The sequence below is a fragment of the Shouchella rhizosphaerae genome, from assembly GCF_900142675.1.
Classification (GTDB): domain Bacteria; phylum Bacillota; class Bacilli; order Bacillales; family Bacillaceae_D; genus Shouchella; species Shouchella rhizosphaerae.
Map to the genome: position 1 here is coordinate 195973 of NZ_FRBS01000005.1, position 15086 is coordinate 211058.

A 15086-nucleotide genomic window follows, 5' to 3' on the forward strand; every position below is an offset into this window, starting at 1 on the left:
ATGGACACATCTGCCATTACATACAAGATTGCTGATTTAGATGAAGAATTCGATCAAATTCATACGTTAAATTACGACACATTTGTCGAAGAGATCCCACAGCATCGCCCAAATACAGATAAGAGGCTCATTGACCGCTTTAATGACGAAAACATATATATAATTGCCAAGCGCGGCCAAGAAATTATCGGCATGATTTCCGTTCGCGACACGCGCCCATTTTCGTTAGACAGTAAATTAGAGAACCTTGACTCTTACATAAACAGCGATGAAAAGCTATGCGAAATTAGGCTGCTTTCCATTAAACAAGCATACCGCAAAGGGGTTGTTTTTTACCGCCTCTGCGAGCAACTCGTTTCTTATTGTCTAAAACAAGGATATACGATGGCCCTTATCTCAGGAACAACACGGCAATTAAAGCTTTATAAACGGATTGGCTTTGTGCCGTTTGGACCCATTGTCGGGTCTGGGGAAGCCCGTTACCAACCGATGTATTTAACAGAAGAAAATTTTAAAGCTTCAACCAAAGCGTTTCAAAAGTTAATGGAACGGCAGCAAGCGCCTATCCAGCAGTTGTTTTTGCCGGGGCCCGTCACACAACTGCAAGCCGTGCAAGAGGCTTGGGCAAAGGCTCCTGTATCCCACCGGGCCGAAGAATTCCATCACGCGATGGCACAAACGAAAGAAAAGTTGCTCCAGCTAACAAATGGCCGTTATGTGGAACTTGCGGTCGGGACAGGGACACTTGCCAATGAGATGGTAGCAGCTCAACTGTCAACGCTACATCAAAAAGGTGTCATTCTCACAAGCGGTGAATTTGGCGAGCGGTTAGTCAAACAAGCAGAGCGGTGGGGATTATCATTTGACCAATTGGCCCATTCCCAAACTGGCCCGGTACCTTACGAAAACATTGAGAAATGGCTAGAGGCCGATTCTGAGATTGGCTGGCTTTGGACTGTCCATTGTGAAACGTCGACGGGCCGCCTTTATGCTCTTGACCGCCTTAAAGAGATTTGCGGCAAACATGGCGTTCGTTTATGCCTTGACGCATGCAGCAGCATCGGCTCTGTTCCAGTTGACTTATCTGGCGTCTGGCTTGCTAGTTCAGTCAGCGGCAAAGGATTGGCAGCTTATCCCGGACTTGCCCTTGTCTTCCATGACGAGCCAGCTTTCGCCAATGATTCGTTGCCTGCCTACCTTGACATTGGCACATATGAACAAGCAGAAAGTGTACCGTTTACCCATTGTTCAAATGGCTTGTATGCATTAAATGAAGCACTAAACCATCCGGCTCCGCCATATGTTTCTTTATGTGAGTCCATATTGGCTATACTAGAAGCGAATGGCTTTACAGTAGTGCGCGGCGAGTCTTTTTCTCCTGCTATCATTACAGTTGATCTTTCTGGCCACTTGTCTGCAAGGGCATTTGGCGACCGTCTCAAACAACACGGCATTCATGTCAGTTATGAAAGCGCCTATTTACTTGAACGCAATTGGTTCCAGCTAGCATTAATGGGCCATATCGACGCTCGCCTTGCCAAAAAAGCAGTTCAAACCATTGCTACTATTTATGCAAAAATGAAACAAGAACAGGCGGTCCGCAGTTATGAATGAACTTAAACATTTTTTAGCAAAACATCTTATTCCTTTAGGTGTTGTTGCACTTTGGTTGAAAACCGTGATTGTGTCGGCAACGGCTTTTTCGTTGCCTATCCAAAATGGCGTCGACGTCTTTTTGTTGCTGATCGGCCCTCTCGGTTCGCTTATGCTCTTGCTTGGCTTTAGTTTTTACTTTAGCAAGCATGTTCGCCCGCTCGTGTTTTTGCTTGTTTATCTCTTATGCACAGCGTTGTTGTTTGGGACGCTTTTATACTACCGGTTTTACATTGATTTTCTGACCGTGTCCGTCTTCCTGCAATTCAGCAATGTGGGTGGACTCGGATCCAGTACAGCCGAGCTCGTTTCACCTTATGATTTGTTATTGCTCATCGACTTATTTGTCGTTGCTTGGTTCACCATTAGTGCCAAAATAGAACGACGCTCAATCGAGCGCCCACGCGGAAAAGGATTTGCCTGGTCAGGTTTGGTGGCGCTCGTGGTGGCACTAGGTGTCAGCCATATTCAAAATCCGTATTTGCTTAAGACCGACTACGCTAGAGATGAACTTGTCGCGTCTCTTGGCCTTTATAATTATCAATTGGTCAATCTCGCTCAAGGCATTAGTGCGCCGCTGAAAGAATCGTGGGCCAACGAAGCAACCGCTTCTGACATAAAAGCGGAAATGCAGGAAAAACCTTCTCCTGACGTGGATGTTTTTGGGCTCGCCCAAGGAAAAAATATCGTAATGATTAGCCTTGAGTCCACGCAAAATTTCGTTATCGGGCAAACGGTAAATGGCGAAGAACTGACGCCGTTCTTAAACCAATTGATTGAAGAGAGCTTTTATTTTCCAAACATTTATGACCAAACCGCACAAGGCAAGTCATCGGATATGGAGTTTATGCTCGATACCGGCTTTTACCCGCTTTCCAGTGGCTCGGCCTTTGTGCGCCGTTATGAAAATACATTTCGCTCCCTTCCTCAGATCTTGAAAGAACAAGGGTATACATCGGCCGCTTTCCACGCCAATGACGCGACTTTTTGGAACCGTGAAGCGATGTATGAAATGCTAGGATATGACGAGTTTTTCTCAAAAGACGATTATGAGGTAACAGATGAGTTGAGTGTCAACTATGGGCTGAAAGACAAACCCTTTTTTGCCCAATCGATTGACCATCTTAACACGTTGGAATCGCCATATATGGCTAAATTTATCCCTTTGACGAACCATTTCCCGTTCTTGCTTGAACAAGAGGACCAATCAATTGATCCTGCTGATACAGGAGTCGATGTCGTCAATCGCTATGTGACGACCATTCGCTATCAAGATGAAGCGATTGAGCAATTTTTTGCCGATCTCAAAAAAGAAGGCCATTATGAAGATACCATCTTCTTGTTATACGGCGACCATTACGGGATTTCCCGCCAATATGAAAGCGGCGTTCACACATTGCTTGACCAAGAAGAAAACACACTAACTCATTTGGACTTGCAAAAAGTACCACTCATTATCCATATTCCTGGGCAAACTGGACAAACGATTGAAACCGAAGGTGGACAAATCGATATTCATGCGACACTGCTTCAACTCTTAGGCCTTTCTGCCAATGAAAACTTAACGTTTAGCTACGACTTGTTCACCCGCCCTAGCGACGTGCCGATTATCTTTCGCGATGGCCGATTTGTGTCTGAGGAGTATTTGTATGCAGACCATACTTGTTATGACCGTAAAACTGAACAGCCTGTAGAGGAAACATACTGTGCCAAAGATAAAGAAATTGTCCGAGAGCAGTTGTCGCTCTCTGATGAAATTTTACTTGGCGATCTACTCCGCTTTCTTGACTAATTATTATACACGGCCATTGGCCGTGTTTTTTTTCTTCACTCCACAAAAAAAGCCCGCTTGCTTAGCGGGCTAAAGGTGCTCTATATGAATCACTTCCCATAAGTTTCCGTCTGGATCTGAAAAAACAAATGAGTAAGACCATTCATCGCGCTGGAGCGGGTGAATGAAGTGTGCAGAGGTTGCGGCTACATTGGCAAAAGCAGCATCGACTTCTTCATCTGACTCGCAGGCCATCGTTAAAATCGTGCTATTGTTCGCTTTTTCGGTTATGCCGTAAATTCGGGAAACTTCCGATCTAAGCATGAGGACAAGGCCTAGGCCATCTTTTACTTTGAGCGCCACATGCGTAGTATCTGGCTGAATTGTCTTTTTTACTGGTTGAAACGGCAATGCCTTTTCATAAAAACTTAGTGCCCGTTTTAAGTTGCAGACAGGCAATGTAATCATTCGCAATGATGGTTCCATGGGCACTCTTCCCTTTCCTTTATTTTTTCATTCTGCCCGATACGCGCTGTTTTACCCATAAAAAGCGTATTTTTAGCCAACTTCCTGCGCTTTCTTTCTATGAATCTGTTTATTTTTTCTGCTAGATGGCTAGACTGCTAAGGCAGGGTGACTTAGACAGGAGGTATTTTTTATGAAATGCAATCAAATGACACTTTGTCTTTTCTTTTTTATCGTATTCGCGCTTTCTTCAGTTGTGATTTCTGAAGATGTGCATGCCATAGCAGCAAAAACAGGAGAAGTCGATACACAAACTTCTTTAAATGTCCGTAGCGGACCGAGCACGAGCCACGAAGTTGTCGGATCGCTGACACCTGGCGAACAAGTGGCGTATACCGACAACGGTGATGGTTGGGGCGAGCTAGTCGACGGCAGTGGTTATATCAGCCTTCATTATATTACCAATCACGATGGAGAACCTGTCGACCGGAGCAGCACCAAACATGACAGTGTCCCGTTAAACAATGAACGGATTGTGTTGGACCCTGGGCACGGGGGGAAAGATAGCGGAGCTGTAGCGAACGGCTTAATGGAAAAAGAAATTGTATTGGATATCGGCAAACGAACACGTGACATTTTAGAAAATGCTGGCTTTTCCGTATTGATGACACGAGACGAAGATGTATTTGTCAGCTTAGAAGAGAGAACAGCAATGGCAAACGCTTGGGGAGCTGACCAGTTTATTAGCATACATGCAAATGGGTTCTCTAACCCAGCTGCAAATGGTGTCGAAACTTATTATTTCCCGGGAAGTGCAGCAGGCAAGCATATGGCCGCTAATGTCCAAAACCAATTAGTTGAACACACAGATCGAACCGACCGTGGCATTTTTGAGGAAAGCTTTTATGTCATTAGCCATACAACCATGCCAGCTATTCTAGTGGAAACAGGTTTTGTGTCGAATGCTGACGACGCGAGCCAACTTGCGGATGCCAATTATCGACAAACAGTGGCAGAAGCGATTGCGAACAGCGTTATCGATGGCTAGTACCCGTATACTGCTGTGTCGGCGACAATAACAATCAACGGACTCCCCAGTGCAGTGTGTCATCGTTGTCGTCGACATCACCAGACAAATGCGTCCTATTAACATTGTTAAAAGTATCCCAATAGGCCAGGAAGTAAATATTCATATCATCATATTTATCAAGCTTAAAACTTGGTAGGTTGAGCATATTGGGAGTCATTATTTCATTTCCTTTATGGTATCAATTATTTTCCAATAAGAATTTAGGAATTGCTGTTAAACCATTCATAGTTAGGAAAACAGTCCACAATTGTTTAGTATTTCCTCTGCACTTAGTAAGGTAGCTTCTCCTATCCCCACATTATTGGCTTTCATGAAGGACTGTACTGCTTGGTATCCTACTGCATATCCCGCAAATGGTGATAACCCAACAGGTTGATACCCCTGTTCTTTTGCAATGGTGTCGCCAAACATATAACTGCTGACCTCTGCAAATCCTTTAACAGTTAATGCATCTTTTATTATTTCAGTTGAGTATTCTAAGTCCTCTTTATCAAAAGAAGTAACCCAAGGACCTAAAAGGTCTTTTCCATAAAGCTCTTTTGCAAATGACTCTGCTAACCCCTCTATAATTAGGTAATCTCCAACTGTAACGTTCCCATGATCCCAATCAAAATAAGAAAAACGGAGATTATGATGAAATTCATGGGCAATCACAGCAGGGATTTTAGGAACATTATAGGAGCTAGGGAAAATTGAGACTTGAATAAATCCTGGAATTCCCCCAAAGCCACAATAACCTTTTTGTAATTCGAGCTTTTTCGGATCAGCTATATACATTCCAAATTTCAATTCGTCAGTAGTTATTTTTAACTTATTCTCCTGTATAAACTCTACACAGTGATTCAAGGTATCATATGCCGTTTGAAGAGCTTGAACCTCCCTTAATTGCTCTAACGCGCCCTTTCCCATTTCGGTTTCCGTTATATCAAGATACCCAAGCATTTTTGTAGCCATGATTACGTCATATCCATTTGGTTGATTGGCTTTTAAAGGAACATTAATGGCATTCCACATTTTTTCGAAAGGCGCCATCATGGAGTATCGAAAGTAGTTTTCTTTTTCTTCCTTCATAGAGAACAACTTTTCATATTGCTCGATTGTATTTTCAATGACTATTTTCATTGCTACCACCTTTGTTATTTTTGATTATCTAAATAGACGTTCATTGCTCGCTCATAAAATGAGCTAATCGATAACTATATTGATCAATGTTTTTGGTGAAATCGTTCATATAGAGTTGACCCAATCCACAAAAGGCATCAGGGTTTCATTTAAAAAGTCATGCCATTCTTGAATGGTTGCTTGTCCTTCTTTAGACTTGGGAGATTTACGAAGGAGTCCCAAGTTTATTGAAAGTTTTTTCTCACTTTTCAGATAAAAATTTATGTTCATCTTTAGTCATGCTCTCTAATTTAGACTTCATTTTGTTGACAGGTTGATCTCCTCAACGGTTGCCGACCTCTTTCTCCTCAAACCATAGGTTTAATCGTTTTTTCATATCCACCTTTTTTGCACCTCCTTCAACTGCTACTATAAAGCATTACGCAACGTAAACGTCAATCGTTAACGCATATTATTTTTATACGCTTTTCTATATAAAGGGGGTTTAGACAAGTTTTGAATGAGGAGAGGTTTCTATCGGTTTTCATCCTGTCATCCGGTTTATGGTTAATATTAGGTAATTGTATACGATAATCGATTACCGATAAATAAAAAAGCCCAAATGGGCTTTATTCACCTACCGCTCTTGTAGACGGGCGATTCGGTCATTTAAATCAGGGTGTGTTGAAAATAGTTTTAGCATGGAGTTACCGCCACTAATTTTCATCGTCTGTACAGCTGTATCATCTGTGTGGTCATTGGCTTTCGCTCGGTCCACATAATTTTTTAGCGCATGTAAGGCATGAACCATTTTATCTTTCCCAGCCAAATCAGCGCCGCCTCTGTCTGCGTGATATTCACGATAACGTGAGTATGCGTTGACAACAAGGCTGCCAAGGATAGAGAACAAGATTTGCAATATAATAATGGCCAGGAATTGCACAATAAACTGAAGTTCAGGCTTCACAAACCGTGAGACAACGATCGCTAAAACACGGGACAAAAAGACAACAAATGTGTTCACAATCCCTTGCAGCAACGTCATCGTCACCATATCTCCATTGGCGACGTGGGCGACTTCATGGGCGATGACCCCTTCGACTGCATCGTCATCCATCACGTCTAACAAGCCAGTGGATACGGCGACAAGAGAACGTTTTTTAGATGGGCCTGTTGCAAAAGCATTGACTTCCGCCGATTGGTAAATCCCGACTTCCGGCATATGTGTCAGCCCTGCCGCCCTCGACAAACGGTGCACTTTTTCAACAATCGCTTTCTGTTCAGCATTGAGCGGCCCATCTGGATCAAGCACCTGGACTTTCATCATTTTTTTCGCAATCCAGCGCGACATCGCTAGCGAAATAAACGAGCCTGAGAACCCGACAATGAGACTAAAGATTAGGATCGGAACAAATTGAATTGCGCCACTGCTGCTTACAAACGAACCGTCTATGCCTGTAAACGATGTAACCAACGTCCAAACGACCATAATTGTCGTCAAGACCAAGATATTTGTCCCGATAAACAAAAGGATACGTTTCCCCATTCTACCCCTCCAACATTAAAATTCATTTGACCTTTTTAGTGTACCAGTGATTGTAAGCAAACTAAAGAGCCAATTAGGCGTTTTTTTGCGCTGTGCTCCTTTTTCTGAGCATTTCTCCCACCTACTCGTCTTTGATTTTTAAGCCAAGCAATTTCGCAAATCCAACTGCTTGCGCTTTTGAGATGGTAAGGCCATCCAGTTGCGCCAGAGACGTTTGAATGCGGTTGTATGTACACGTACTTATGTCCAACCCATCTAACAGTGTTTGCCCAAAATGAATGTCGTCAATATTGCATTCATTCAGTTCGACTGGCTTTAACAGGCAATCGGAAAAGTTGGCAGCTTCCAGGGAACACTGGCGAAAAGCGACATGTTTTAAACGGGCTTCAACAAAATCGGTTAAATTTACTAAGCAATCTTGAAACGCCACATGGCCAAGATTCGCTTCAGAAAAGGCTGTCCCAGTCAATTTGCAGCCTATAAATTGGACACGATGAAAAATTGCCCCATGAAACGTACAATTGGAAAAATCACACCGTTCGAACACAACATCTGTAAAATCGGCTTTTGGGAAAGCACTATGTAAAAATTTGCTTTGCTTAACGATCGATTTCGAAACGGTTAGTTTCTCTACGTGCAAAGCAGCCTTTTCTTCCCCATTAAAGGCCCTATTCATTAAAAACGGTTCTTCTTCTTCAAGTTGTGTTGCAAAGTCACTTTCCTCAAACTGCACCGGCAAAGTCGGCGCTTTTAACTTCATTGGCATTTTGCTCACTCCTTTTTGCGTAGCTGGGAATTAAGCTCCTACGGGCCTTGTACTAAATTCGACATTTTGGCTACCATCTCCTTATGTTCTGTTCAGCATATCATAAATAGAACGTTCGTTCCGTGAATACACCATCGACTTTTTCGGCAAAGCGCTTCAAAAAAGCGGGCACCCGTTCCCCGAATACCCGCTTGCTTCTATAAGTTACTCTTTTACAGCCCCACTTGATATTCCTGCAATGAAGTACCGTTGCAAAAACAAGAACATGATAAAAATTGGCAAAACAGAAATAGTAGCGGCGAGCATAAGTTGGCCATAATCCAAGTTGTCTTGTCCGCCTAAAATCGACAAGACGATTGGTAGCGTATACATATCTTCAGTGACAATGACGACTAAAGGCCACAGAAAGTTGTTCCATTGATGGGTGAACAAGAAAATACCTACAGCGCCAATGGCAGGCAACATCGTCGGCAACGCGATTTGGAAAAACATCCGGTACTCGCCGCACCCGTCGATTCGTGCCGATTCCAGTACCGAATCAGGGATCGACTTCATGCTTTGCCGCATTAAAAAGATCGCAAACGGATAGGCAAGCTGGGGCAGGATGATGGCGCTATAGGAATTAAGGATACCCATTCGCGCAAACAGCTCGAATTGCGGGATGATCAATGCTTGATACGGAATCATCATTGATACAAGAAACATCGAAAATATAGCATTCTTGCCTTTAAATTCATATTTGGCAAATGCATACCCTGCCGCTGCACTAAACAGCCCAGCGATAACTGTAAATGTGACCGTTATGAAAATCGAGTTCCACAAGGCTCGGAAAATATCGATGTTGTTTAAGAGATTGCGAGCATTTTCTAGCAAATGTGTCCCTGGTATCACGTTCGGTGGCACGGATAGCAATGCCCCAGATGAATTGGTCGCTCCTACAACCATCCAGTAGAATGGTCCAAGCGTAATAAACAAGCCAGCTGCCAGCACTACATATTTGCCTAGTTTTCCGATCCATTTCATTCACGATCACCTGCCACTTTAAACTGGATGAAGGACAAGAAGGCAATAATAATGACAATGACGTAGGCAATTGCTGATGCATAGCCAAAGTCAAAGTACTCAAAGCCATTTTCGTATAAATACATCGTCACCGTCATCGTTGCGTTTATCGGACCGCCTCCAGTCAAAATAAACACTTCATCAAACAGTTGGAATGTTCCGATCGTCGACATGACAAAAGCAAACAAAAGCACCGGTTTCAATTGGGGAACGGTAATCGAGAAAAACTTTTTTATGGTGCTTGCCCCATCTATTTCGGCGGCTTCATACAGGTCTTTCGGAATGACTTGCAGCCCAGCAAGAATAATTACCATATTATAACCGGTCCACCGCCAAAGAATTGTAAGAATGACAGATACTTTGGCCCAAAACGGATCGTTTAGCCAAGGGATCCGCTCTATACCAACACTTGTTAGCACATAGTTGATGATGCCGAAGTCTTGGTTTAAAATCAGCAGAAAAATAACCGCTGTCGCTACTAACGATGTGACTGTCGGCGTAAAAAACGCTACGCGGAGAGGCCCTTTAAAACGGCGGATACCACTGTGGAGCACGTTCGCCAGTATAACGGCCATACAAATCATTACAGGCACTTGTACAAGCAAAATAATAAACGTATTAAAAAGCGCTTCATAAAACAAACTATCTTGGAACAAGCGAATGTAATTGCTAAGACCAGCAAACGTGTTAACGCCGTTCTCGTTTACCGTAAAACTGAGCACAAACGAGTAAATAACCGGGTAGCCGGTAAAGATGATAAACAAAATCGCAGCGGGCGCAATGAAAACATAAGGCGCTAGTCCTGTTGATGCCTTTTTCCCTTTTATGTGCTTTGTTCCTTTTGACAATGCTGGATTACTCATTGCTAGCCCCCCGTCCTGTGCTGGCTTCAAGCCTGTTGGCTGCTGTCTCAAGCGCTTCCTCAACAGGCACATCTTGGAGGACGACACGCCCGATCGCATCGTTATACGTTTCCCTGGCACGTAAAAAGTCGCTTGTAAAATTGACAACAGGCAAATCAACCGCCTCTTCCGCAAAAATCGAAAAGATTTTTTGCCCACCGTAAAACGGGATGCCCTCATCCAGTTCAGGCCGCTCAATCGCATCTATTAAGGCAGGATAAGCTCCGTATTCCATTGCGCCATAAAGCTGATTTTCGACATCGACAGAAGCAAATTCGCCAAATAAATAGGCCGCCTCTTTGTTGCTTGATACCGATGTGATCGCCAAGTTGGAACCACCGTCATTAGCAGCGGTCAAACCATCTTCTACAAAAGCAGGCATTTTCATGACCCGCCATAACCCTTCTTGCTCAGGCATTTGATCCTCAATGATTCCCTTTTGCCAAGAACCGCTTATGACCGAAGCGACCGCGTCGTTTTTAATGGCTGCGTTAATTTCTTCTGCTGTAGCAGCATGAAGCAAAATGCCTGCGTCGTCCATTTTTTTGAGCATTTCCATTGAGCGGTGCGCCGCCTCGGTATTGGCAGCAACATTGCCTTCTAAGTCAAAATAGAACAGTTCATGCTGCTGGAGCATCGCACGGTAAAACGACGTGTCGTGGTTAAGCTGGATGCCTGTCATCAGCGTCCCAGTTTGTTCATGCATGGTCACGCCCGCTTCTACGTAATCATTCCATGTTTTTATGTCGGCTGGGTCAATGCCTGCTTCTTCAAACAAATCAGCGCGATAAAAGACAGCCATCGGTCCTATATCCCGGGGAAACGCCATGACGCCGCCATCCTCGTTCATTAATGGCGCGATTTTTCCTTCAACAAATTTATCGCGATGTTCATCAAAGCCCATTTCTGATAAATCGACAAAACTTTCACGAAACCGGTCCATATACAAATCAATGCGCTGGTTTTCGACCTGGACCAAGTCAGGCAATTGGCTTTCTATTCCTGCAGCCAGCCCTGTCGTCAGCCGTTGGTAAACTTGGTCAGCGCTCAACTTTAACACATTTACCTTAATATCAGGATACTTTTCTTCAAAAGCTGGGACGATATCTTTTAAATATTCCGCTTCTAAATTCCAAGCCCAGACAGTGATTTCTTCTGAAGGCTTATCCACCGCCTGGTCTGTCTCCTGACTGCATCCTCCTAGAGCAATCAGTAAAGCCATTCCTAGCAGCATGACTATTCTCTGCATGGCGTCCACTCCTTTTTGGTAAATAATAAGAAAGTTGCACCACGATGATAACGCTTTCAATTATTGCCGTCAAATGTTGTCCTTTTTTAAAAAGGAATAAAGCATCCGTTATGAAGCCTCCAGTGCCTGAAGCGATGGCGCTTACCTAATGCTTTGCAAAAGCAAAATTTGGATGCTATAAATGATGTAGCAGATAACGGGCAGCCATCCCGACTAGGACGCCAGCCACGACTGCAAGCAAAAAGCGCTTCCTCAATTGAAGAACAACGGCACAAGCAATACAACCAAATAGCATTGGATAAGACAGGCTCATCCGTCCGGCTTCTGAGGAAACGATTTGGTTGGCAATTAACGCTGCCATCATCGCAATAGGGACATAACGAAAAAACGTTTGTAATTTTGGCGGCAACGGACGCTTGGCCATCAGTTCGATGCCAGCAATGCGAGACAGATAAGTAATGACAGCGATTCCTATAATTAACGGCCAGTTATTGTCCATCGCTCTTCCTCCCCCCAGCCATTAGCCCTGCGAGGGGAGCGAGCATGCCCGCCGCAATCACGATTAGTTCTTCGCGGAAGCCAGAATAGTGGAACAGCAGGCAAATGCCAATCGCCGCAAGAGCTGTGGCCATCGCTGGACGGCCCTTTAACGAAGGGACAAGCAATGCTGTAAACGTTACAGGAAAAACGAAATCGAGCCCCCAGGTGAGTGGATCGACTTGGGCGCCGAGAAGTGCGCCAGCCAAAGAAGCAAATACCCAAGACAAGTAAAAGCAAACAAACACGATCGCAAAATAAAAAGGGTCCGGCCCATGTTTTTGTTCCCTGGCGCTTGCAAGCACAAACGGTTCGTCTGACACACCAAAAGCAAGGGCAAAGCGCCATTTTCCTGCTAATGATACCGTGTTGGCTAAGGCAGCGCCATATAACAAATTGCGCAAATTTAATAGCAACACTGCAGCTAGTATGCTGATCGCACTTGCGCCGCCTGCCATCATACCAGCTGTTACAAGTTGCGCCGATCCGGAAAAAACAAACATCGACATCGTCACTGTTTGCCCGAATGTAAACCCACCTTGTGTAGCAAGCACTCCATAAGAAATGCCATACGCAGCAATTGCAAGCGCAAGAGGAAACGCTTCGGTGATCGCTGCTTGCGTTATTTGTTTTCGGCCAACCATTGTCACACCCCCATGTATATTTAAAATTACAATATGGTATATTATAATATACCATATTATTCATTCGTTATCTATTACATGTTTGAGAAAGGAGTGATCCAATTGGAGAAAGAAGAGCTTTCCAAAAATCAAGAAGCCGGCAAACAAATTGGGAAAAACCTACGGCAATTGCGGACAAGCAAAGGAATGAGCATCGAGGCACTTGCCCAACAAATTGGTGTCAGCAAACTGACATTGCTAAAAATTGAACAAGGGGAAGGCAACCCGACTCTATCTGTCATTTGGAAAATCGCCAACGGTCTTCATATTCCGATTACTGCCTTGCTCTCATTTGAAGCTGATGTGGCTATCGCTCGGGCCAACAAGGCGATGAAACTCTCAAGCTCAGATGACGAGTTCATCGTTGAGCCATTGTTTCGCTCACAAGGGCTGATGGAATGCTATCGTGGTTATTTGCAGCCTCAATGTCGCTATGAATCAGAAGCGCACCGCCTTGGCGTAGTCGAAACGGTAACGGTTATGGCTGGACAACTGACGATTGAAGTCGAGGGGGAAAGCCACCATTTGTCAGCCTATGACTCGATCCATTTCAAAGGCGACCGCCCTCATGCTTACATCAATCTAGGAAAAGAGACAGCTGTGCTCCATTTTCTCATTTCTTACTCCCTTCTTTAACGCCAAAAGCTGGCCATCAATCATCTGGCCAGCTTCAGGTTAGTTGCATATGCATGAACACTCCATAAAAAAAGGCACTAAATTTCCAAATCGACGCTCTCCCATTTATACACATATAAGCGCAGAAGTTTGCCGGCAATGGCAATCGAAGTCGTTGCATGCCATTTCGCGTTGAGTTTTTCATAAAAACGGCAAGCATCATTTTCGGCAAGGACTTCCACATATATCGTTTCACAGCCTTTTGCCTTCAATCGGCTGAAAAGCATCCTAACGAACTGCCGACCAATCCCTTTCCCGCAGTCTTTTTTCAACAAATAAATCGCCTTCAATTCCCCGACAAGAGGGCGTTTGTCTTCCTGTATCGCGCCACTAACAAAACCAACGATCTTACCCTCGTTATTTTCCACCACTAAAATTTCTTGCCTTGGATCGGCAACAAGCTCTTTCCATCCTTTTTCCCTTGATTCGTACGTAAGGCTTTCTAAGAACTGATCTGGAATGATGCCATTATACGTTTCTTGCCAACTGTCTACATGGACTTTGGCGATTCCTTCTATATCGTTTTTACAAGCAGCACGAATTTGCATGGTTCCTCCTCTTCTATGCATCACCAAAACAACAGCTCTGGCACTTCCACTGACATCCATAAAAAAACAAGCTCTTTAATGTATCCTCGGCTCCTTGCCGATCAAAACAGCAAAATCAATGGTTACGTCCATCACATCTTGGTCAAGAAAGGCTATTTTTCTTTCATTCTGTGCTTTCCAGGTAAGAGGCGTCATCTTCAATAAAGCAGGCAAATCACTTTTTTTAATCATTGCAGAATATGTGATCGTCTTAATAGTCGTTTCACGAAAATGCTGTTTGAACAAAGAAATCATCTCTTCGTTTGAATACGTTTCTTTTTCCTGGCCTGCATAAAAAAATGTCCGTAACTCCTGCAAATACCCTCTTTGTGGTACAACTTTAACCACATTACCTCCAGGCGCAAGCAGGCGTTTGTATTCCTTGTAGTTAGAAGGAGACAGGATCGTTAAAATTACATCCATCGAGTGTGCTTTAAAAGGGCTATACGCCAAATCGCCTACAAGCCAAAGAATTCCTTCATACGATTTTGCTGCTTGTACAATCCCTTCTTTCGCAATGTCAAGCCCAATCGCTACCGTTGCCTCCTCGTTGACAATCGACTTTAAATGAGAGCCCTCCCCACAGCCAAGATCGACGACAGTGCCCGTCGTTCCCGCCAGGAGTTTCCTCATCTTGGCATGGAAACGGTCAAACAGCCCGCTTTCCATAATGATTTGTTGGCGCGCCTCAAAAAGGGATGTGTTATATTGGCTTGGTTTTCTTTTTTGTCCAGTCAGCAAATAGAGGTGCCCTTGCTTTGCAAAGTCAAATGTATGTTTTTGCTTACAAATGAAACTTGCCTCATGCTCGACATGCATGTCTAATTGACAATATGGACACTGAAACAGTGTTTCGATTGATTTTGCCCGTATGGCCGCTTTTGCTTTTTTGGTTAGTTTGGCCATCATGTCCTCCTTATCAGACCCTTCTCTTTCTTAAAAGCTTTCGTTCACTAATTGTCTTAACACTTTGTTAATGGTAAAATAGGAGAGGAACAC

The 15086-nt window shown here is 43.9% G+C and carries 15 protein-coding genes; 4 read left to right on the forward strand and 11 right to left on the reverse strand.

Annotated elements, in window-relative coordinates:
- Both BUC05_RS15120 and BUC05_RS15125 read left to right on the forward strand, forming a co-directional pair.
- On the forward strand, window positions 1-1614 hold the full coding sequence (locus BUC05_RS15120; RefSeq protein ID WP_073305260.1) for an aminotransferase class V-fold PLP-dependent enzyme: 1614 nt from the start codon (window positions 1-3) through the stop codon (window positions 1612-1614).
- On the forward strand, window positions 1607-3445 hold the full coding sequence (locus BUC05_RS15125; protein WP_073305262.1) for an LTA synthase family protein: 1839 nt from the start codon (window positions 1607-1609) through the stop codon (window positions 3443-3445). The genes BUC05_RS15120 and BUC05_RS15125 overlap by 8 nt, the downstream gene beginning before the upstream one ends.
- 69 nt (window positions 3446-3514) lie before the next feature.
- Here the strand turns inward: BUC05_RS15125 and BUC05_RS15130 are convergent, their stop codons facing one another.
- On the reverse strand, window positions 3515-3910 hold the full coding sequence (locus BUC05_RS15130; RefSeq protein WP_011248133.1) for a VOC family protein: 396 nt from the start codon (window positions 3908-3910) through the stop codon (window positions 3515-3517).
- Window positions 3911-4082: 172 nt separating this feature from the next.
- Here BUC05_RS15130 and BUC05_RS15135 point away from each other — a divergent pair, with 172 nt between their 5' ends.
- A complete protein-coding gene (locus tag BUC05_RS15135; protein WP_073305264.1) occupies window positions 4083-4937 on the forward strand; it encodes an N-acetylmuramoyl-L-alanine amidase family protein in 855 nt (284 codons plus the stop codon).
- A gap of 270 nt (window positions 4938-5207) precedes the next feature.
- Here the strand turns inward: BUC05_RS15135 and BUC05_RS15140 are convergent, their stop codons facing one another.
- The 8 genes from BUC05_RS15140 to BUC05_RS15175 form a co-directional block, all read right to left on the reverse strand.
- Entirely contained in the window at window positions 5208-6101 is an 894-nt protein-coding gene (locus BUC05_RS15140) for a DUF2268 domain-containing putative Zn-dependent protease (RefSeq protein WP_073305266.1), read from the reverse strand.
- A gap of 616 nt (window positions 6102-6717) precedes the next feature.
- Complete coding sequence (gene htpX, locus BUC05_RS15145; RefSeq protein WP_063608715.1) at window positions 6718-7626, reverse strand: protease HtpX; 909 nt, start codon at window positions 7624-7626, stop codon at window positions 6718-6720.
- Window positions 7627-7747: 121 nt separating this feature from the next.
- On the reverse strand, window positions 7748-8392 hold the full coding sequence (locus BUC05_RS15150; RefSeq protein WP_063608716.1) for a pentapeptide repeat-containing protein: 645 nt from the start codon (window positions 8390-8392) through the stop codon (window positions 7748-7750).
- A 204-nt stretch (window positions 8393-8596) separates the two neighbouring features.
- Entirely contained in the window at window positions 8597-9415 is an 819-nt protein-coding gene (locus BUC05_RS15155) for a carbohydrate ABC transporter permease (RefSeq protein ID WP_011248138.1), read from the reverse strand.
- A complete protein-coding gene (locus tag BUC05_RS15160) occupies window positions 9412-10317 on the reverse strand; it encodes a carbohydrate ABC transporter permease (protein WP_035203001.1) in 906 nt (301 codons plus the stop codon). The genes BUC05_RS15155 and BUC05_RS15160 overlap by 4 nt, the downstream gene beginning before the upstream one ends.
- Window positions 10310-11605: an ABC transporter substrate-binding protein gene (locus tag BUC05_RS15165; RefSeq protein WP_063608717.1), complete on the reverse strand. Its 1296-nt coding sequence runs from the start codon at window positions 11603-11605 to the stop codon at window positions 10310-10312. The genes BUC05_RS15160 and BUC05_RS15165 overlap by 8 nt, the downstream gene beginning before the upstream one ends.
- A 175-nt stretch (window positions 11606-11780) precedes the next feature.
- Window positions 11781-12104, reverse strand: coding sequence for an AzlD domain-containing protein (locus BUC05_RS15170; protein WP_073305268.1), 324 nt, complete (start codon window positions 12102-12104; stop codon window positions 11781-11783).
- Complete coding sequence (locus BUC05_RS15175; RefSeq protein ID WP_073305270.1) at window positions 12094-12786, reverse strand: AzlC family ABC transporter permease; 693 nt, start codon at window positions 12784-12786, stop codon at window positions 12094-12096. The genes BUC05_RS15170 and BUC05_RS15175 overlap by 11 nt, the downstream gene beginning before the upstream one ends.
- Before the next feature lie 93 nt (window positions 12787-12879).
- On the opposite strand from BUC05_RS15175, the gene BUC05_RS15180 reads away from it, so the two are divergent.
- Window positions 12880-13461 (forward strand): helix-turn-helix domain-containing protein, encoded by a 582-nt coding sequence (locus tag BUC05_RS15180; protein ID WP_084140074.1) that lies wholly within the window; start codon window positions 12880-12882, stop codon window positions 13459-13461.
- 77 nt (window positions 13462-13538) lie between these two features.
- Here the strand turns inward: BUC05_RS15180 and BUC05_RS15185 are convergent, their stop codons facing one another.
- Together BUC05_RS15185 and BUC05_RS15190 are read right to left on the reverse strand one after the other, a co-directional pair.
- Window positions 13539-14048 (reverse strand): GNAT family N-acetyltransferase, encoded by a 510-nt coding sequence (locus BUC05_RS15185; protein ID WP_073305274.1) that lies wholly within the window; start codon window positions 14046-14048, stop codon window positions 13539-13541.
- Window positions 14049-14123: 75 nt separating this feature from the next.
- Window positions 14124-14993 (reverse strand): putative RNA methyltransferase, encoded by an 870-nt coding sequence (locus BUC05_RS15190; protein ID WP_035203010.1) that lies wholly within the window; start codon window positions 14991-14993, stop codon window positions 14124-14126.
- Between the last annotated feature and the right edge of the window lie 93 nt (window positions 14994-15086).

Coding starts and splice junctions, on each gene's coding strand:
- BUC05_RS15160 (WP_035203001.1), bottom strand. CDS start 10,317: ATGAGTAATCCAGCATTGTCAAAAGGAACAAAGCACATAAAAGGGAAA.
- BUC05_RS15190 (WP_035203010.1), bottom strand. CDS start 14,993: ATGGCCAAACTAACCAAAAAAGCAAAAGCGGCCATACGGGCAAAATCA.
- BUC05_RS15125 (WP_073305262.1), top strand. CDS start 1,607: ATGAATGAACTTAAACATTTTTTAGCAAAACATCTTATTCCTTTAGGT.
- BUC05_RS15150 (WP_063608716.1), bottom strand. CDS start 8,392: ATGCCAATGAAGTTAAAAGCGCCGACTTTGCCGGTGCAGTTTGAGGAA.
- BUC05_RS15165 (WP_063608717.1), bottom strand. CDS start 11,605: ATGCAGAGAATAGTCATGCTGCTAGGAATGGCTTTACTGATTGCTCTA.
- BUC05_RS15185 (WP_073305274.1), bottom strand. CDS start 14,048: ATGCAAATTCGTGCTGCTTGTAAAAACGATATAGAAGGAATCGCCAAA.
- htpX (WP_063608715.1), bottom strand. CDS start 7,626: ATGGGGAAACGTATCCTTTTGTTTATCGGGACAAATATCTTGGTCTTG.
- BUC05_RS15120 (WP_073305260.1), top strand. CDS start 1: ATGGACACATCTGCCATTACATACAAGATTGCTGATTTAGATGAAGAA.
- BUC05_RS15135 (WP_073305264.1), top strand. CDS start 4,083: ATGAAATGCAATCAAATGACACTTTGTCTTTTCTTTTTTATCGTATTC.
- BUC05_RS15170 (WP_073305268.1), bottom strand. CDS start 12,104: ATGGACAATAACTGGCCGTTAATTATAGGAATCGCTGTCATTACTTAT.
- BUC05_RS15155 (WP_011248138.1), bottom strand. CDS start 9,415: ATGAAATGGATCGGAAAACTAGGCAAATATGTAGTGCTGGCAGCTGGC.
- BUC05_RS15175 (WP_073305270.1), bottom strand. CDS start 12,786: ATGGTTGGCCGAAAACAAATAACGCAAGCAGCGATCACCGAAGCGTTT.
- BUC05_RS15140 (WP_073305266.1), bottom strand. CDS start 6,101: ATGAAAATAGTCATTGAAAATACAATCGAGCAATATGAAAAGTTGTTC.
- BUC05_RS15130 (WP_011248133.1), bottom strand. CDS start 3,910: ATGGAACCATCATTGCGAATGATTACATTGCCTGTCTGCAACTTAAAA.